The sequence below is a fragment of the Arthrobacter glacialis genome, from assembly GCF_002909415.1.
GTDB classification, from domain to species: domain Bacteria; phylum Actinomycetota; class Actinomycetes; order Actinomycetales; family Micrococcaceae; genus Specibacter; species Specibacter glacialis.
On sequence record NZ_PPXB01000006.1, the window covers coordinates 48,146 to 66,679 of the forward strand.

The window sequence follows — 18,534 nt, forward strand, 5'->3', positions numbered from 1 at the left end:
CTTGGTTCATGATCGAATCAAGCAACAGCTTCGGCGCACTTCTGGTTCCCGGTGACATGTTCATCCTGGCCGAACTTCACGCCATGAAGCTCGACGGCGTGTTGGTCCCCGTCGTGGGCAATGCGTTCCGCCCCCGGAAGGTTGCCGAGACGGCCGCATTGCGGGCCGGGGCGCTGCGGCTCAGCATTCCTGCGGCATTGGAACGACGGGCCGTGCTGGGACAGCTCGCGGCGGCATGGATTTACGGTTGCGCTCCCCCGCCGCTTGTCATTTCACTGCTGGTTGACAATGATGGCAACACGGCATTTCTGCCGGCCCACAGCGGCTGCACTTTGCGTCAAGTTCATCTTGACACGGTTGATGTGCAGAGCGTGGGCGGCACCTTGGTGACGAGCCCCCTGCGTACTGCCATGGATGTGGCCCGTTCCGCCCCGGAGGGCACCGCGCGGGCGATCTTGGCAGCCATGGCCGGCCAAGCTGCGTTGGCATGCACCTTGGCGGGCCTGCAGGAGGCCCTGGCCACTGCCACGCATGTGCCCGGCAAGCTGCGGGCCCAGCGGCTCGTGCAAACCATGCTCGACGCCGGTCAGCAGCCCTAAGCGCGCCGTTGTGATCCGGTGGCCCGGTAAACGTCGTAAACTCCGTCAATGCGGCGCACAGCGTTGAGCACGTTGTCGAGGTACTTCGGATCGCCCATCTCGAACGCAAATTTAGACATGGCCACCCGGTTGCGGGTGGTGCTGACACTGGCTGCCAAAATATTCACATGGCATTCAGCCAGCACGCGCGTCACATCGGAGAGCAAACTCTTGCGGTCCAGGGCTTCCACCTGGATCTCCACCAGGAATACGCCCTTCTGCGCTTGGGCCCATTCAACTTCAACCAGCCTGTCCGGTTCGTTTTGAAGATTCAGCAGATTGGGGCAATCCTGGCGGTGAACGGACACCCCTGAGCCCTTGGTGACGAATCCGGAGATGGGATCCGGCGGCACGGGGGTGCAGCACCTGGCGAGTTTCACCAGTACGTCGCCAATGCCGTGGACAACCACTCCGGAATCGGAGATGCGCGGGCGGCTGGTAGAGACGTGGGTATCCAGCGGCGCTGGCGTGTCGTCGATGTCGTGGTGGACGCCGAGAACTTCACGAAGCCGCTCAACCACTGACTGGGTGGACGTGTGCCCATCCCCCACAGCGGCATAGAGTCCGGCAATGTCCGTGTAGTGAAAATGCTCCGCGACGGCCATGAGGGCGTCATGGGTCATCATCTTTTGCAAAGGCAGGTTTGCCTTGCGCATGCCCTTGGTGAGAAGTTCCTTGCCCTTTTCAATGGATTCTTCCCGGCGTTCCTTGCTGAACCACTGGCGAATCTTGTTCCGGGCGCGGGCACTCTTAACAAAGTTTTGCCAGTCCTGGCTGGGGCCGGCACCCTCTGCCTTGTTGGTGAAGATCTCCACGGTGTCACCATGAGCCAGTTCACTGTTGAGCGGCACCAGCTTGCCGTTGACGCGCGCCCCAATGGTCCTGTGACCCACCTCGGTGTGCACACTGTAGGCAAAGTCCACGGGGGTGGAACCCTCCGGCAGGGCCACGACGGCACCCTTGGGCGTGTAGACAAACACTTCCTTGGCGTTCATCTCATAGCGCAGTGATTCCAGGAACTCGTTGGGGTCCTTGGTCTCCTGCTGCCAATCAACCAAAGTGCGCAACCAGTTCAAGTCGTCCTGGCTGGTGACGGGTGTTTTGTTGCCGGTCTTGTACTTCCAGTGGGCCGCAACACCGTATTCCGCCCGTTGGTGCATTTCCATGGTGCGGATCTGAATTTCAACCAATTTGCCGCCCGGGCCCACCACTGTGGTGTGCAGCGACTGGTACATATTGAACTTTGGCAGGGCAATATAGTCTTTGAAACGCCCCACCAGGGGGTTCCAGAGTGAGTGAATTTGACCCAGGGCGGCATAACAGTCACCGACGGTATCCACGAGGACACGGACACCGATGAGATCGTTGATGTCATCGAAGTCCTTGTTGCGCACCACCATCTTTTGGTAGATGGAATAGTAGTGCTTGGGCCTGCCGGTGATTTCAGCCTTGATCTTGGACAACCGCATCGACTCGGCAATTTCACGCCGGATAATGCTCAGTTGCTTTTCACGCTCGGGAGAGCGGTCTTGAACCATCCGGACAATCTCTTCATACACCTTGGGGTACAAGGCGGCGAAGGAAAGTTCTTCCAGCTCCCATTTCATGGCATTCATGCCAAGCCTGTGCGCGAGTGGCGCGAAGATGTCCAGGGTTTCCCGGGCTTTTTTCTCCGAAGACGCTGCCGAGACGAACCGCCAGGTGCGGGCATTATGCAGCCTGTCCGCAAGTTTAATGACCAGCACCCGGATGTCTTTTGCCATGGCGATGACCATTTTGCGGACTGTCTCCGCCTGTGCCGCGTCACCAAACTCAACTTTGTCCAGTTTGGTGACACCGTCCACCAGCATGGTGATTTCGGGCCCAAAGTCCCGTTCCAGTTCGGCCAGGGTGTACGGGGTGTCCTCAACCGTGTCGTGCAACAGGGCAGCTGCCAGTGTGCTGCCGCTCATGCCCAGCTCGGCAAGGATCGTCGTCACGGCAACCGGGTGGGTGATGTAGGGGTCACCACTCTTACGCTTCTGACCTTCGTGGTACTTCTCAGCGACGGAGAAGGCGCGTTGGATCAGCTCAAAGTCTTCCTTGGGGTTCTTGGCCCGCACAATCCGCAGCAAGGGCTCCAGGATGGGCGAGTAGCTCTCATTGGACCAGCCGGTCAGACGGGCCAGGCGGGATCGGGTGCGTTCGCGACGGCCAGGAAAGGTGGGGCGCAGCTCCGGCGGGCGTGGCTTGGAAACACTGGCATCGCCCGGGACTGGGGCCCCGGATTCGGTCAATATCTTATGCGAGGGCGATTCATCGTTCAACGCATTTCCTCCCTCGTTTTGCGGCCACACGCTCCCACTGCGGAGCATTTATCCAGTGTAAGGCGCAGATGGGGGAACTTTGACCAAAAGGATAGCCGGGGGCGGATGCTATGCATCCTCCCCCGGCTACGGGTCAAACTCGAGTGCTGCTAGACGTTAACAGTCTTGGCAGTCTCGTTTGCTTCGCTGGCGCGACGCGAATGGACCTTCTTGGCCTGCCTGGCCAATTCCGGTTCACGCTCACGCAACCAGGCGTACAACGGTGCGGCGACAAAAATGGTGGAGAAAGTACTCACAATAATGCCGATGAACAACGCCAAGGAAAGGTCACGCAAGGTACCGGCGCCGAGCAGGAAGGCGCCGATGAACAAAATGGAAGCAACCGGCAGTACTGCAACCATCATGGTGTTGATGGAGCGCACCAGGGTCTGGTTGACGGCCAGGTTGACTTCCTCACCGAAGGTCCTGCGCACCGATTTGGTGATGTCGGCCGTGTTTTCACGAATCTTGTCAAAGACCACAACCGTGTCATAGAGCGAGTAGCTCAAAATGGTCAAGAACCCAATGATGGCTGACGGAGTGACTTCAAATCTGGATGCCGCATAGACGCCGGCCGTAACCACCATGACCACCAGCATGCCCACCACTGCGGCAATGGACATGCGCCAAGTTCTAAAGTACACGGCCATCAAAACTGTTGCCAGAAGCACAAAGACAATGAAACCGATGATCGCCTGACGAGAAACGTCCTGTCCCCAGGTGGGACCAACAAACGTTGAGGTGATGTGGTCATCCGTTACACCATAGGCACTCTTCAACGCGTCACTGACCTTCAAGGTCTCGTCATCGGTGAGCCTGTCTGTCTGGACCTGCATCGTCTTGCCGGCGATGTTGGTAACCACGGCTGCCGTGCCGGGAACAGCCTGGTCAACCGCCTCTTCACCAATGACGGCGTCGGTGTGGGCTACTTCGGAGATGGTGAACTGCGATCCGCCGCGGAACTCAATACCGAAGTTGAAGCCACCGCCCAGCATGGGAATCAGTAGCGACACCAGAACCGCAAGGCCCGTGATGCCAAACCAGATCTTGCGTTTTCCAACAAACTCGTAGGACCGTTCACCGGTGTAAAGCTCATTACCAAAAGTGGCGAAACTCTTCATTACTTGTTCTCCTTCGAGTCTTCGTTGGACTCGGACTTTGCAGCCCCGGCACCCCTGCTGCCAACCAATTCAGCTTCCTTGGCTGCCAGGCGGCGTTCGGCAATGGTCTGGCGACGTTCGGCTTCACCGGCCGCGCGGGCGTTCTTGCCCTTGACTACTTCCATGGTCTCTTCAGGCGTCCGCAAACGGCCTGCACCGCGGTACAAGGGAATGGCGCCAAGCTGAACCGGATCAAGGCCGGAGAAGCGGTGGCCTTCACCGAAGAACTTGGTGCGGGCCAGCAACTGCAAGGTGGGGTGAGTGAACATGAAGACAACAATAAGGTCAGCCACGGCTGTCAGACCAAGGGTGAACGCGAAGCCCTTGACGTTTCCAACCGAGACAAAGTACAGCACCAAGGCGGCCAAGAGGTTCACGGCCTTGGAAGCCAAGATGGTGCGCTTGGCCCGGGCCCAACCATTTTCAACGGCGGCGACCAGACCGCGGCCATCACGGAGTTCATCCCTGACACGCTCAAAGTAAACAATGAACGAGTCAGCGGTTTGACCGATGGCCACGATGATACCCGCCACACCCGCCAAGGAGAGCCGGTAGTTTTCGGCCCAACCCAGCAAGATGATAGCCAGGTAGGTGATGACACCAGCGATCACCAAGGAAGAGATGGTGACAAGGCCAAGAGCCCGGTACTGGAAGAGGGAGTAGATAACCACCAAACCAAGACCGATCAAACCGGCCAGCATACCCATTTCCAGCTGCTGCAAACCAAGCGTTGCCGAGATCTGGAGTTCGCTCTGGATCTCGAAGCTGATGGGCAGTGAACCGAACTTGAGCTTGTCAGAGAGTGACTTGGCGCTTTCCTCGGTGAACTGGCCCGTGATGGAGGACTGACCGTCTGTAATGACAGCCATGGACGCCGGAGCCGAGATGACACTGTCATCGAGGACAATGGCGAATCTCGACTGCGGGTCCTCCGGGTTGGCCAGGTACTTTGAGTTCAGACGCTGGGTGACTTCCTTGAACGCTTGGGCGCCTTCGGGCTTGGTCAGCGTGAGCTGAACCGACCATTCGTTGGTCGTTGCACCCTGGGCACCGGCCTGCAGGCCGTAGCTGGCAGTCTTGATCCACTTGCCGGGAATCTCCACCGGGCCAAGGATGTACTTGATGCCCGAGTCAGGTTCGCAGCTCACCAGGGGCTTCGCCGGATCAGAGCTTGTGGGACGGTCGGTGAGCGGGGCAATGCAACTGGTTGCCTCGAACTGCTTCATCAACGCCGCGTCAACCCAGTTGGGATCGCTCGCGTTCACGGGGGCGGCTGTGGGGACCGGCAACTTGTCCGCGGGCGTCTGCTCGGCTTCCGGCACTGCGCCGCTGGGAACCTGCGTGGCAACAATCACGGGGCGGAAGTTCATGTTGGCCGAGGCCTTGATGAGCTCGCGCTCTGCGTCCGTGGGCTTGCCAGGCATGTTCACAACAACGTTGTTACCGCCTTCGGTGGAAATCTGTGCTTCCGAAACACCCGAACCGTCAACGCGCTGACGGATGATGGACACGGCCTGGTCCAACTGCTCGCTGGTGATACTGCCAGCGCCTTCAACCTTGGGCGCCAGAATCATCTGGGTACCGCCCTCAAGGTCAAGTCCCAGTTTTGGCGACCATGAGGCGGCTCCGGCGAGGACGCCGCCACCTACTGCCAGGGTGCATGCAATGATGATCGCCGCAAGCCACAGAAGAGTTCTGCGAGCTGTGGACGTCGGACCTGTTCGTGCCATCAAGGGATCCTTCTATTGGTCACGGGTGTAGTGAACATGGCAATGCTGCTGTGCAGGATTTCACCGGCACAGCAGCTGCCAACCCGCATAAGGCTAGTTGTCTTTGTTTTCGTTCTTTAGGCGCTCAAGGGATTCCTCAACGGTTTCCCCGGCGGGCGCTTTCTTTTCCAGATCCAGAGTCAAGGCCGAAGCGTCATCGGGAACAATCGCCTCAACCGTCTCAGGCTCAATGATTTTGGCAACTGTCTGACGGTGAACAGTGGCGGTGACGCCGGGGGAGATTTCCAAAAGGATCTTGTTCTCGTCCTCATCAATGGAGAGGACTTTGCCGAACAGACCAAAGTTGGTCATCATTTCAACACCCGGGGCAAGTTTGGAGCGCTGTTCGGCTGCAGCTGCCTTGGTCTTCTTTTGTTTGCGCATCATCATGAAGATGAGCAAGCCGAACATGGCGAACAAAAGGAGGTTGGTGCCGCTGAACAGGCTTGGTGCGGCGGGCGCATCGGCGGCTAAAATACTGCTGAAGGACACAGCTAGGGTTCCATTCTTTTAAGTACATGTGGATCCAGACACGGAGCAAACGTGCCGGACGTCATACCAGTCTAGAGGGTAAAACTGAACGTTGGATGATAAACCGCCCACAATTGCTCACAAATACACACAACGAAGCGCATTGTGTCTTTGTTTGCCTGGCACGCCGGGCGGTATTGGCGCCCAGCCGCTAGAAGTCAGGGTTGCCGTAGTACAAGCAGTGCCGGATCCGCTTGTCCAAGATCACTGCTTGTTCGGCTGCTATTGCTCGTCATCGTCCTCATCAAAGGGCAGCATGGCCGCCGCCACAGCATTACGAGGCATCTTCAAACCAAGATGTTCCCAGGCCGCGGGCAGGGCTATGCGCCCACGGGGTGTTCTCCCCAACAGGCCCTCGCGGACCAGGAAAGGTTCTGCAACGGTTTCCACCGTCTCAGACTCCTCCCCAACAGCAATGGCGAGGGTGGACAACCCGACGGGCCCGCCGTTGAACTTGTTGACGAGGGCTTCCAGCACCGACCGGTCCAGGCGGTCAAGGCCCCTGACATCCACCTCATACATGTCCAAAGCCGCCGATGCGGTGCGCGCATCAATGGTTTCGATGCCGTGAACCAGCGCCCAGTCCCGCACCCGCCGCAACAGGCGGTTGGCAATACGGGGTGTGCCGCGGGACCGCCCGGCAATCTCGGCGAATCCTGCACTGGTCAATTTCAAGTCCAGCATGCCGGCTGAACGGCGCAACACGAGCTCCAGTTCCCCCACGGAATAGAATTCCAGGTGGCCGGTAAAGCCGAACCTGTCACGCAAGGGACCGGGGAGCAAGCCTGCGCGTGTGGTGGCGCCCACCAAGGTAAACGGCGGCAGTTCCAGTGGAATGGCGGTGGCACCAGCACCCTTGCCCACAATGATGTCCACACGGAAATCCTCCATGGCCATGTACAGCATTTCTTCTGCCGGCCTGGACATGCGGTGGATCTCATCGAGGAACAAAACCTCACCTTCAGACAGTGAGGAGAGAATGGCGGCCAAGTCCCCCGCGTGTTGAATGGCGGGGCCGGAGCTGATGCGCAGCGGCGCGTTCATCTCAGCGGCAACGATCATGGCCAGGGTGGTCTTGCCCAAGCCGGGCGGACCGGACATCAAGACGTGGTCGGCACTGCGCCCGCGAATCTTGGACGCCGCCAGCACCAGGGAGAGCTGCTTGCGAACCCGCTCCTGCCCCACAAAGTCATCAAGGTTCTTGGGGCGCAGGGCAGCGTCCAGTTCGCGATCCTCAGGCTCCGGTGCGGGCACAGCCAAATCGGCTGCCTTCACCCGGCCCGGGCCGGCCGGGCCGCCACCGATGCTGATTTGTCCGGGCAGCCCGCCGGCGCCGTCGGTAGTTGCCATGGCCTAGCGCACCCTGTTGCTTTGCCGGGAGTTGTCCTGGCCCAGCCAGCGCAGCGTGGCCCGCAAAATGGCGGGCACATTGGCACTCTCACCAAGTTCCGGATCGTCAGCAATGGCTGCATCGATGCTCTTGAGGGCGTCGCGTTCATTCCACCCAAGGCTGGTCATGGCGGCAACAACCTGATCCTTCCAGGCCATGGCCGCTGCCGGCTTTGACGCAGTGACAGGGGCACCGGTGGGGATCAGCTTGCCCTTGAGTTCAAGAACTATGCGCCCGGCCACCTTGGGCCCAACGCCGGGAACCTTCGTGAAAGCCTTCCCGTCGCCGTCAGCCACCGCGCGCCGGATGGCTTCCGGTTCCAGCACCGCCAAAACGGCCAGGGCAAGGCGGGGGCCGATGCCGCTGACGCTGAGCAGCACGTCAAAGACTTCGCGCTCGTCCGCATCGGCGAAGCCGTACAGGGTCATGGAGTCTTCGCGCACAATCATGGTGGTGGTCAGCGTGGACTCCTCACCCAGACGGAGATTGCCGAGCGTCTTGGGTGTGGCATGAACCAGCATGCCCACCCCGTTGACGTCGATAACCGCCTGGGCCAGCGAGAGATGGGCCACTGGTCCCCGAACAAAACTGATCATTGCAACTGCTCCTGACAACACACTGGTACTAAACCGTAACTGACTGGCAATAGAATTACAGCCAGTATATAGAACATACGTACTAACAACTAGTGCCAGGTGGCTCCGGGCTTTTCCTTGTTCTTTTGGACCTTTGACTTGGTCTCCGCGTCGCGCCACAACTGTTGGGCCGCCGTCGTACCGGCGGAAGCCGGCGAAAAAGCACTTCCGCTGCGCCAAGCGTGGGCTATGGCCAGGGCTAGGGCGTCGGCGGCGTCGGCGGGTTTTGGCGGCTCGGACAAACGCAACAACCGGGTCACCATGGCGGTGACCGAGGCCTTGTCCGCGCGGCCGTTGCCTGTCACGGCAGCCTTGACTTCCGACGGCGTGTGCATGGCAACGGGTATGCCGCGCCGGGCGGCAGCTACCATGACAACACCTGACACCTGTGCCACGCCCATGACGGTGCTGAGGTTGGTTTGGGCGAACACGCGTTCAATGGCCAAAACATCGGGCTTAAACGCGTCCAGCCACTGATCGATCGCTTCCGCGATGACCAGCAGCCGGGCGTCCAACGTTAAAACATGTGAGCTTCCCACCACACCAACACCCACCAAGGTGGCCGTGCGGTTGGGGGCAACGTCAACGACGCCGAGCCCGCACCGGGTCAAGCCCGGGTCAACTCCTATTACACGCAGGTGTTAGTCCTCTTCGAGCGCCGCGAGAACCTCGGCACTCATGTCAGCGTTGGAGTAGATGTTCTGGACGTCATCCAGGTCTTCCAAAGCATCGTAGAGCTTCATGAACTTGCGAGCATTCTCGACGTCGAGTTCAACCTGCATGGACGGGACGAAGCCTGCATCGTCGGTTTCGTACTCGATACCGGCTTCCGCTAGAGCCGCACGAACGGCAGGCAAATCTGCGGTGTCGCAAATGATCTCGAAGTTTTCGCCGTCGTCCTTGACTTCCTCAGCACCGGCGTCCAGTACCGCCATGAGCAGGTCGTCTTCGCTGAGACCGTTCTTGGGCAGGCCCACAATGCCCTTGCGGGTGAACATGTAGGCCACCGAGCCGGGATCCCCCATGTTGCCGCCATTGCGGCCCACGGCCAGACGGACCTCAGAGGCGGCGCGGTTCTTGTTATCAGTCAGGCACTCGATCAGGATCGCGGTGCCCTGGGGGCCGTAGCCCTCATACATGATGGTCTGGTAGTCAACGGCATCGCCCAGCAGGCCGGCACCACGCTTGATGGCGCGGTCAATATTGTCTGCCGGAACCGAGGTCTTTTTGGCCTTGGAGACGGCCAATTCCAGCGCCGGGTTGCCCTGGAGGTCAGCTCCGCCGCCGCGGGCGGCAACTTCAATGGTTTTGATGAGCTTGGCAAACGACTTTGCGCGGCGGCTGTCAAGAATCGCCTTTTTGTGCTTGGTTGTTGCCCATTTGGAGTGGCCTGACATGGTTACGCTTCCCCTCTAATCATTCGTATAAACAGTTCGTGGATGCGGCGCTCACCCGTCACTTCCGGATGGAAGGAGGTGGCCAGCAAATGCTGCGACCGAACGGCTACTGCACGGACTTCTGGGACGATTCTACCGGTTTGCTCATCCGCAGGGAGTTCAACACTAGCAAGGACCTGCACGGACTCCCCCACGCGCTCCACCCACGGCGCCCGGATAAACACCGCATGCACGGGGGTTTCCGGCTCGCCGGGCAGGGCCAGCTGCGCAAAGTTCAATTCAGTCTCGAAGGAGTCAACCTGGCGCCCGAAGGCGTTGCGCCGCACTGTGATGTCCAGCCCGCCCAGGGTCTGTTGTGCCTCGCCTTTCATATCCTTGGCGGGGTCTGCGATGTCGTTGGCCAGCAGGATCATGCCGGCGCAGCTGCCGTACACGGGCATTCCGGCGGCTATGCGCTCACGCAGGGGCTCGCGCAGCTCAAAGATGCGGGTCAGTTTGTCAATGGTTGTCGATTCCCCTCCCGGCAGGATCAGTCCGTCGACGGCGTCCAGCTCGGACCGGCGTCGAACACTGATGACACGCGCGCCGGCGGCCTCGGCGGCACGGGCGTGTTCGCGCACATCGCCCTGCAGTGCCAATACACCCACCAGGGGCTGTTTGGGCGCTGCGGAATCAAGGGTTTCATGGAAAGTCTTAGTCACATTTACATCTTAGTTGGGCGCAAAGTCACATCGATTACTTCACCTACGCGCCGTGACGGTTGGCAGCACTGAAGAGCTACACCAAGTAGCATTGTGCGAGGACTGACGTGCTAAAGATGAGGTAAGTAGTATGTGCGGAATCGCTGGTTATTACGGTTATGGAGCAGACGAAACGCTCCTGCAAGAGATGAACGCGTGCATTGTGCACCGCGGCCCCGACGGTGAGGGTATCTATACCCACGGCAACGTGGGCCTGGCCCACCGCCGTCTCTCCATCATCGATGTGGCCCACGGCCAGGAGCCGATGTACAGCGCCGACGGTGAAACCGTCCTCATCTACAACGGTGAGGTCTACAACTACTTGGACCTGCGTGCTGAGCTGGAAGCCCTGGGCCGGACGTTCTCCACCAAGTCGGACACCGAAGTTGTGCTGCAGTCCTACGAGGAGTGGGGCGACGCCGCCTTTGACAAGTTCAACGGCATGTTTGGCTTTGCCATCCATGACAGGAAGAACAACCGCCTGGTTCTGGCCCGCGACCACTTCGGCATCAAGCCGCTGTACTACGCCACCGCCGGCACCGCGCAGGCCCCCACGCTGCTGTTCGGCTCGGAAATCAAGCCGTTGCTGGCTGCCAACAAGATTGAGACCGGCGTCAACGAGCGGATCCTGTACCGCTACCTGCAGTTCCGGATTCACGACGACGAATCCGCCACCTTCTTCGACGGCGTGCAGAAGTTGATGCCCGGCGAGAAACTGGTGGTGAACACGGTTGACAGCGAGGCTGGCCCGGCCGGCACCGTCACCATTAGCTCCTACACGCGTTTCAAGGAAGAGCTGGCCGAGCTGGCCAAGATTGAAACCCCGTACTCCAAGGCCGTCATTGACGAATACCGGGAGCGTTTCACCGAGGGTGTCCGCCTGCGTCTGCAGTCCGAGGTCCCCGTGGGCACGGCCCTTTCCGGCGGACTGGACTCCTCCGCCGTCGTGGTCACCATCAACAAGCTCATGCAGGAGAAGGCAGCAGCCACCGATTCCCTCGGTGCCCAGCAGCAGACCTTCTCCGCAGTGTTCCCCAATTCGCTCAATGACGAGGAAAAGTACGCCGACGCCGTGCTGGCCCGCTGCGAAGGCAACGTCATCAGCCACAAGATCCGCCCGCAGGCCGCCGAATTCGTGGACGACCTGGAGGACTTTGTGCGCACCATGGAGGAGCCCATCATCTCCTCCGGCCCGTACGCCCAGTACCAGGTCATGCGTGAGGCGTCCAAGCACGTCACAGTGCTCCTGGACGGCCAGGGTGCCGATGAGATGATGGCCGGCTACATCCCCTACTACTTCGCGTACCTGCGCCAGTTGAAGAAGAACGGGCAGAACGCCAAGCTGGCCAAGGAATTGGTCTCCAGCTCCGATATCTTGTTCCGGCTCGCCCGGTTCCGCATCCAGGGCGCGCTGACCTTCAAGAAGGCCGCCGGGATCACCCCGCTGCTGAACAAGAAGTTCACCGCCGCGCACAAGGGCGAGACGTTCTCCAACATCCCGGACAACTTGAAGCTGCGTCTCATTGACGACCTCTTCCACAAGTCCCTGCCGGCTGTGCTGCGCTACGAGGACAAGAACACCATGCGCTTCTCCTTGGAGGGCCGAGTACCGTTCCTGGACAAGGAAGTGGTGAAGTTCCTGTTCAGCCTGGACGATGAGTCCATCATCAAGGGCGGCTGGAACAAGCGAATCCTGCGCGACGCCACCCGCGAGCTGCTGCCGGAGATGATCAGCAACCGCCGCAACAAGATCGGCTTCACCACCCCTGAAGCCGAGTGGTTTGGCCTGATGCAGGAAAAGATCTACGAGATCTTCCTTTCCTCCTCCTTCGGTTCACGGCCCTATTGGAACCAGGACACCGTCATCTACGCGTTCGAGGAATACCTGAGCGGCAAGTCCGCCGGCTCCACCATGGTCTTCTGGCGCCTGATCAACACCGAGCTGTGGCTGCGCGAGTTCTTTGACCAGCCCGAGGTCAAGGCTGGCATCGAGGGCAAGAGCGACTACATCCCCAACGCCGACAAGAACCTGGACATCACGGTTCCGGACAACGCCGGCACCTTCCGCCGCTACCCGCTGCGCACCGAGGTTTTCTACAAGGAAACCGACTTTGACCCGGCAGTCATGACCTACGTCAAGCGCTACTTCGACGGCCTGCCCACAGCAGGCGGGGACCACGCTGCGGCCACTGCCGACACCCCGTGGTACCTGTTCGTCTCGGAGAAGATCGTTGCCATGACCCAGGGCCGCTCCATCCCGGTCTGGGACATCAAGGTCTCCAACGCGGCACGCATCTTCAGCAAGTTCGTCACCCGCAACCCCGGCGGCATTGGCCTGGCCAGTCCCTGGTCCATGCAGCTGGCCATCGATGAGGTGGGCCTGCCCAAGATCATGTACGCCTCCGCGCGCAGCGTCATTGGCAAGCTGCAGGGCAAGTCCGGTGTGTTTTATGAGGTTGTTGGCCACAACATCAACGCGATCGACGGCGCAGCCGGCTACCAGGTGGGTACCTCAACACACTCGGTGAAGTACGCGCCCATCGACCCCGACGGCGTGGCGGCGCGCCTCAGCGCCCTGGTCCGGGCCACTGTTCCGGCCGAGTTTGCGGCGACGTTTGCCGGCACAGCCATCATGGACGCCAACGATCTTGGTGTGGTTGCCCTGGGCCACGACACCGCACTGCCCAAGGCTGTCCTGGAGAACATCTTCCGCGACAACCCGCAGGGTCAGACCACCGAGACAACACCCATGTCTCTGGTGTTCACGCAGAAATAGTACCTGGCGCCGAGGCGCGATACAGGCCCCTTCGCCTGTATCGCGTCTCGTCTTGTTTAATCAAAGCTCATTCACAAACGGAAGATACCTCATGGTGACGATCGCAGATTGTCAGCGCACCCAACACGCCTGGTTTAGGGCACTTGCCGAGGCCACGGGCGGACGGTCGTTTACCACGCATCAGATGGACTGGGTGTGGCTGCCGCAGACACGGGAAATGCTGTGCATGTTCCCCACCAACGTCACCGAGGCCGGCTTGTTTCCTGCCTTGGCCGAGGCTGAGCGCCGAGGTGCGGCAACTGTGGGCATCTGGCTCAACGCTGCCGTCCGGGCGGGGCACTTGGCCAACTACCGTTTTGAACCTGGCTGGCAGCCGTGGTGGATGACGCGGAGCCTTGATGTGGAGGCCGTAGCTGCGGCCAGCGAGTCAGTTGATGACCGAGTCAGCCTCAACACCGCCGTGGAGAACCAGGTGTGGCTCGCCACTGCCCACGTCGGGTTGGATGTGGCGGGGCAGTCCTATGCGTACTTCCCGCCGGAGCAGGGCGCCAAACATCTGGCCGGGATTTTCGACATGTCGGTGGAGGCAGAATTCCGCCGCACGGGGCTTGGCACGTCCCTGCTCAACAAGCTCTCCGAGGCGGCCTTCAACGCCGGCGCCGAGCATCTTCTGCTCAACGCCACCCCTGACGGCCAGCGACTCTACAGAAAATATGGCTTTGAGCTCATCGGCAAGGGCCAGACGTGGTGGTTCCAGGTCCCGCAACTGGGTGTCCAAAGCGGGACAACGCAGTAGCCACGGCATCTTCCCCTGCCGCGTAAGTTGAGCCCTTAACGGCGTCGAGCCTGCCAAGATCACAAGATCTCGACAGGCTCGATCACCGGTGCGGTGAATCAAACAGCGGGTGTTACCAGCCTCGCTCAGCCAAACGGTGCGGCTCGGGGATGTCGGCAACGTTGATGCCCACCATTGCCTCACCGAGGCCGCGGGAGACGTCGGCGATGATCTTGGCGTCGTCGAAGAACGTGGTTGCCTTGACTACCGCTGCAGCACGCTGCGCCGGGTTGCCTGACTTGAAGATGCCGGAGCCCACGAAGACGCCGTCGGCGCCGAGCTGCATCATCATGGCAGCGTCGGCCGGGGTGGCGATGCCGCCGGCGGTGAACATGACCACGGGGAGCTTGCCGGTGGCGGCAACTTCCTTGACGAGCTCGTACGGGGCCTGCAGTTCCTTGGCGGCAACGTACAGCTCGTCCTCGGGCAGGGCAGCCAACTGGGCAATCTGGGTGCGGATCTTGCGCATGTGGCCCGTGGCGTTGGAAACATCGCCGGTGCCGGCCTCGCCCTTCGAGCGGATCATGGCAGCACCTTCATTGATGCGGCGCAGGGCCTCGCCCAGGTTCGTTGCACCGCAAACAAAGGGAACCTTGAAGTTCCACTTGTCGATGTGGTGCTCGTAGTCGGCCGGGGTCAGAACCTCGGACTCATCAATGTAGTCAACGCCCAAGGACTCCAAGACCTGGGCCTCAACGAAGTGGCCAATGCGGGCCTTGGCCATGACGGGGATGGACACGGCGGCAATGATGGCGTCAATCATGTCCGGGTCGCTGGCGCGGGAAACGCCGCCCTGGGCGCGGATGTCCGCAGGGACGCGCTCCAAAGCCATGACGGCCACGGCGCCGGCATCTTCAGCGATCTTGGCTTGTTCAACGTTGACCACGTCCATGATGACGCCGCCCTTGAGCATTTCGGCCATGCCGCGCTTGACACGGCTGCTGCCGGTCACGGGTGTTGCTTCGGGTGTAGACACAAAAAACCCCTCTGGAAAGGAATGAAAAAAGAGTCACTGTGCACGTGATGCGTCGCACAGCCAGGATCATTCTATTCCGGGGGTTTCCCGCCTTTTAAACGAGTGTTACTGTCCGCTGTGCAGGTCCTGCGCCAGGGCCTGCCTGCGCACCGTTCCCACCCTTTGGACCACCGTGACCAGGCTGGCCGCAGCCAGCAAAACAAGTACGACGGCGAGCACGGTTTCGGGGATGCCCAGGCCTACCAACCCGGTCGCCACCAGCACCACCACCAGCCTGTCCGAGCGCTCCGCGATGCCAACGTTGGCGGTCATGCCCAGACCTTCGGCCCGCGCCTTGGCGTAGGAGACGATGGAGCCAAGCACCAGGCACGTCAGCGCCATGGCAGCGATGAAATGGTTGTTGCCACCGGTGTAGAACCAGATGACGATGCCGGCAAAGACGGCCCCATCCCCCACCCTGTCCAGGGTGGAGTCCAGGAAGGCCCCCCACGGGCCGGAGCGGCCCAACATGCGAGCCATGAGCCCGTCAACGATGTCCGAGAAGACAAACACAGTGATGACCACCGTGCCCCAGAACAATTCGCCCAGTGGGTAGCCGATCAAGGCGCCGGCCGCCACACCCAGGGTGCCGATGATGGTGACCGCGTCAGGGGAAACTTTCAAGCGCACCAAAAAGGCGGCGACGGGGGTAAAGATCGCGGCAAAAAGCGCGCGAGCGTACTTATTTAGCATCGCTGTCCTTTTCGGGCGTGTGCGTGTATTTTCCAGCCGCTGCCCACGCCGCAGACACTTGCTGGCGCACGTCATCAAGAGTTTGTGTGATGGCCTTGGTGCCGGCGATGATGGGCATGAAATTCCCATCCCCGCCCCACCGCGGCACAATGTGCTGGTGCAGGTGGGCGGCTATGCCGGCGCCGCCGGTGACACCCTGGTTCATGCCCAGGTTGAAGCCGGAGGGGTTGGACACGGCACGCATTACCTGCATGCCCTGCTGCGTCAGTGCGGCAAAATCGGCCGTCTCCGCCAAGGTCAGGTCCGTGTAGTCAGGCACATGGCGGTAGGGGCACACCAGCAGGTGGCCCGGGTTGTACGGGTAGAGATTGAGCACCACAAAGGCTAGTTCGCCGCGGTGGACGATGAGGGAATCCTCATCGCTGCGCGATGGGGCCTCACAGAACGGGCAGTTGTGGCTGCCCGTGACATGGTCCTGCCCGCCTTTGACGTAGGCAAGGCGGTGGGGCGTCCACAGACGTTGAAAGGCATCCGGAACCCCGGGGAGTTCAAAATTGTCCACAACGGGCTCGGGCGCCCCACCGATTTCACTCACGCCGTGCGGTTCCTAACGGCTTCAACAATGCGGGACACGGCCTCGGACACGGGCACCCCGTTGTCCTGGCTGCCGTCACGGAAACGGAAGGACACAGCGTTGGCATCGGCGTCGTCGCCACCGGCAATCAGTACAAAGGGAACTTTGTCCTTGCTGGCGGTGCGGATCTTCTTCGGGAAACGGTCGCTGGAGATGTCCACCTCGGCACGGATGCCGGCCTTCTTCAGTTGAGCGACGACGTCGTACATGTAGTCGTTGAACGCCTCGGCAACCGGGATGGCCACCACCTGGACGGGTGAGAGCCAGGCCGGGAAGGCGCCGGCGTAGTGCTCGGTCAGAACACCCATGAAACGCTCCACCGAGCCGAACAGCGCACGGTGGATCATGACGGGGCGCTGGCGGGTGCCGTCGGCTGCCTGGTATTCCAGTTCAAAACGCTCGGGCAGGTTGAAGTCCAGCTGGATGGTGGACATCTGCCAGGTGCGGCCCAGGGCGTCCTTGGCCTGCACGGAGATCTTGGGGCCGTAGAACGCGGCTCCACCGGGATCGGCGACGAGTTCCAGGCCGGAGGCCTCGGCAACCTCTGCCAGCGTGCGCGTGGCCTCGTCCCAGACGTCGTCGTCGCCGACGAACTTCTCCGGGTTCTTCGTGGAGAGCTCCAGGTAGAAGTCCTCCAGGCCGTAATCCTTGAGCAGTGAGAGGACAAAATTCAGCGTCTCGGTGAGCTCATCCTTCATCTGCTCCTTGGTGCAGTAGATGTGGGCGTCATCCTGTGTCATGCCGCGCACGCGCGTCAGGCCGTGCACCACGCCTGACTTCTCGTAGCGGTACACCGAGCCGAATTCGAACAGGCGTAGCGGCAGTTCGCGGTAGGAGCGGCCGCGTGAGCGGAAGATCAGGTTGTGCATGGGGCAGTTCATGGGCTTGAGGAAGTAGTCCTGGCCGGGCTTGCGCACCGTGCCGTCCTCATTCAGCTCAGCATCAACGTGCATGGGCGGGAACATGCCGTCGCGGTACCAGTCAAGGTGGCCGGAGACCTCGTAGAGGTGGCCCTTGGTGATGTGCGGTGTGTAGACGAAGTCGTAGCCGGCCTCGACGTGGCGCTTGCGCGAGTAGTCTTCCATCTCCTTGCGGATGATTCCGCCCTTGGGGTGGAACACCGGCAGGCCGGAGCCCAGCTCGTCGGGGAAGGAGAACAGGTCCAGCTCGACGCCCAGCTTGCGGTGGTCGCGGCGCTCGGCCTCGGCGATGCGCTCCTGGTAAGCCTTCAGGGCTTCCTTGGTGGGCCAGGCCGTGCCGTAGATGCGCTGCAGCTGCTGGTTGTTCTGGTTGCCCAGCCAGTAGGCCGCGGAGGTGCGGGTCAACGCAAAGGCGTTGGAGATGAGTTTCGTGTTTTGCAGGTGCGGGCCGCGGCACAGATCGCACCACACTGCCTCGCCGCTCTTGCGGTCAACGTTTTCGTAGATGGTGATCTCGCCAGCACCCACTTCAATGTTCACACCTTCGGCGGAGTCGGCAGCGTCATCGTTTTTCTTGCCCAAAAGCTCCAGCTTGTACGGCTCGTTGGCCATGGCAACGCGGGCTTCGTCCTCGGTGACCACGCGGCGGGCAAACTTTTGGTTTTGGTTGACGATCTTGAGCATCATCTTCTCAAGGGTCTTCAGATCCTCGGGTGTGAAGGGCTCGGCTACGTCAAAATCAAAGTAGAAACCGTCGGTGATGTACGGCCCGATGCCCAATTTGGCGTCGGGGCGCAACGCCTGCACGGCCTGGGCCATGACGTGGGCTGTTGAGTGACGCAAAACGTCCAGGCCGTCGGGGGAATCAATGGCAACGGGCTCCACGGAAGCGTCTGCTTCCAGCACTGCCGAGAGGTCCTTCAAGACCCCGTCCACGCGCATGACAACTACTTCGCGGCGTTCAAAGAACAGCTCCGCGCCGGTGGTGCCGGTGGCCACCGAAGTCGCGACGCCCTCGACCTTGATGGTGATTTGTGTATCCACTGGCACGTTTAA

General features: G+C 60.8%; 16 protein-coding genes. 3 read left to right on the forward strand and 13 right to left on the reverse strand.

Going from position 1 to position 18,534, the window contains the following annotated elements; all coding sequences use genetic code 11:
• Positions 1–8: 8 nt before the first annotated feature.
• Positions 9–599, forward strand: coding sequence for a hypothetical protein (locus tag CVS28_RS08750; RefSeq protein WP_103481262.1), 591 nt, complete (start codon positions 9–11; stop codon positions 597–599).
• Here CVS28_RS08750 and CVS28_RS08755 read toward each other — a convergent pair.
• The 9 genes from CVS28_RS08755 to pdxT all read right to left on the reverse strand — a co-directional run bounded on the left by CVS28_RS08755 (position 596) and on the right by pdxT (position 10,566).
• A complete protein-coding gene (locus CVS28_RS08755; RefSeq protein WP_103465571.1) occupies positions 596–2,992 on the reverse strand; it encodes a RelA/SpoT family protein in 2,397 nt (798 codons plus the stop codon). The two genes, CVS28_RS08750 and CVS28_RS08755, sit on opposite strands and share 4 nt — an antisense overlap.
• A gap of 101 nt (positions 2,993–3,093) precedes the next feature.
• Complete coding sequence (secF, locus tag CVS28_RS08760) at positions 3,094–4,104, reverse strand: protein translocase subunit SecF (protein ID WP_103465570.1); 1,011 nt, start codon at positions 4,102–4,104, stop codon at positions 3,094–3,096.
• Positions 4,104–5,873, reverse strand: a complete 1,770-nt coding sequence (secD, locus tag CVS28_RS08765; RefSeq protein WP_103465569.1) for a protein translocase subunit SecD — start codon at positions 5,871–5,873, stop codon at positions 4,104–4,106. The genes secF and secD overlap by 1 nt, the downstream gene beginning before the upstream one ends.
• Positions 5,874–5,966: 93 nt before the next feature.
• Positions 5,967–6,404 carry a preprotein translocase subunit YajC gene (gene yajC, locus CVS28_RS08770; protein WP_243399793.1) on the reverse strand — a complete coding sequence of 146 codons (438 nt, stop codon included), beginning with the start codon at positions 6,402–6,404 and terminating at the stop codon, positions 5,967–5,969.
• A gap of 261 nt (positions 6,405–6,665) precedes the next feature.
• Positions 6,666–7,793, reverse strand: coding sequence for a Holliday junction branch migration DNA helicase RuvB (gene ruvB / locus CVS28_RS08775; protein WP_243399794.1), 1,128 nt, complete (start codon positions 7,791–7,793; stop codon positions 6,666–6,668).
• Positions 7,794–7,796: 3 nt separating this feature from the next.
• Entirely contained in the window at positions 7,797–8,429 is a 633-nt protein-coding gene (gene ruvA, locus CVS28_RS08780) for a Holliday junction branch migration protein RuvA (RefSeq protein WP_103465568.1), read from the reverse strand.
• An 89-nt stretch (positions 8,430–8,518) separates the two neighbouring features.
• Entirely contained in the window at positions 8,519–9,106 is a 588-nt protein-coding gene (gene ruvC / locus CVS28_RS08785; protein WP_103465567.1) for a crossover junction endodeoxyribonuclease RuvC, read from the reverse strand.
• Positions 9,107–9,109: 3 nt separating this feature from the next.
• Positions 9,110–9,865 carry a YebC/PmpR family DNA-binding transcriptional regulator gene (locus CVS28_RS08790; protein WP_103465566.1) on the reverse strand — a complete coding sequence of 252 codons (756 nt, stop codon included), beginning with the start codon at positions 9,863–9,865 and terminating at the stop codon, positions 9,110–9,112.
• 2 nt (positions 9,866–9,867) lie between these two features.
• Positions 9,868–10,566, reverse strand: coding sequence for a pyridoxal 5'-phosphate synthase glutaminase subunit PdxT (gene pdxT / locus CVS28_RS08795; protein ID WP_279325065.1), 699 nt, complete (start codon positions 10,564–10,566; stop codon positions 9,868–9,870).
• A 130-nt stretch (positions 10,567–10,696) separates the two neighbouring features.
• Between pdxT and asnB the strand changes: the two genes are divergently transcribed.
• Together asnB and CVS28_RS08805 are read left to right on the forward strand one after the other, a co-directional pair.
• Positions 10,697–13,381 (forward strand): asparagine synthase (glutamine-hydrolyzing), encoded by a 2,685-nt coding sequence (asnB, locus tag CVS28_RS08800; RefSeq protein WP_103481263.1) that lies wholly within the window; start codon positions 10,697–10,699, stop codon positions 13,379–13,381.
• Between the two features lie 91 nt (positions 13,382–13,472).
• Positions 13,473–14,177 carry a GNAT family N-acetyltransferase gene (locus tag CVS28_RS08805; protein WP_103465564.1) on the forward strand — a complete coding sequence of 235 codons (705 nt, stop codon included), beginning with the start codon at positions 13,473–13,475 and terminating at the stop codon, positions 14,175–14,177.
• Between the two features lie 112 nt (positions 14,178–14,289).
• Here the strand turns inward: CVS28_RS08805 and pdxS are convergent, their stop codons facing one another.
• The 4 genes from pdxS to thrS all read right to left on the reverse strand — a co-directional run bounded on the left by pdxS (position 14,290) and on the right by thrS (position 18,522).
• Positions 14,290–15,192, reverse strand: coding sequence for a pyridoxal 5'-phosphate synthase lyase subunit PdxS (pdxS, locus tag CVS28_RS08810; RefSeq protein ID WP_103465563.1), 903 nt, complete (start codon positions 15,190–15,192; stop codon positions 14,290–14,292).
• A 105-nt stretch (positions 15,193–15,297) separates the two neighbouring features.
• The gene (gene pgsA / locus CVS28_RS08815; protein WP_103481264.1) at positions 15,298–15,924 is read right to left on the reverse strand and encodes a phosphatidylinositol phosphate synthase; all 627 of its coding nucleotides are present in this window, start codon (positions 15,922–15,924) and stop codon (positions 15,298–15,300) included.
• Positions 15,914–16,519 carry an HIT family protein gene (locus CVS28_RS08820; protein WP_103481265.1) on the reverse strand — a complete coding sequence of 202 codons (606 nt, stop codon included), beginning with the start codon at positions 16,517–16,519 and terminating at the stop codon, positions 15,914–15,916. The genes pgsA and CVS28_RS08820 overlap by 11 nt, the downstream gene beginning before the upstream one ends.
• Positions 16,516–18,522 (reverse strand): threonine--tRNA ligase, encoded by a 2,007-nt coding sequence (gene thrS / locus CVS28_RS08825; RefSeq protein WP_423716393.1) that lies wholly within the window; start codon positions 18,520–18,522, stop codon positions 16,516–16,518. The genes CVS28_RS08820 and thrS overlap by 4 nt, the downstream gene beginning before the upstream one ends.
• Positions 18,523–18,534 lie beyond the last annotated feature (12 nt).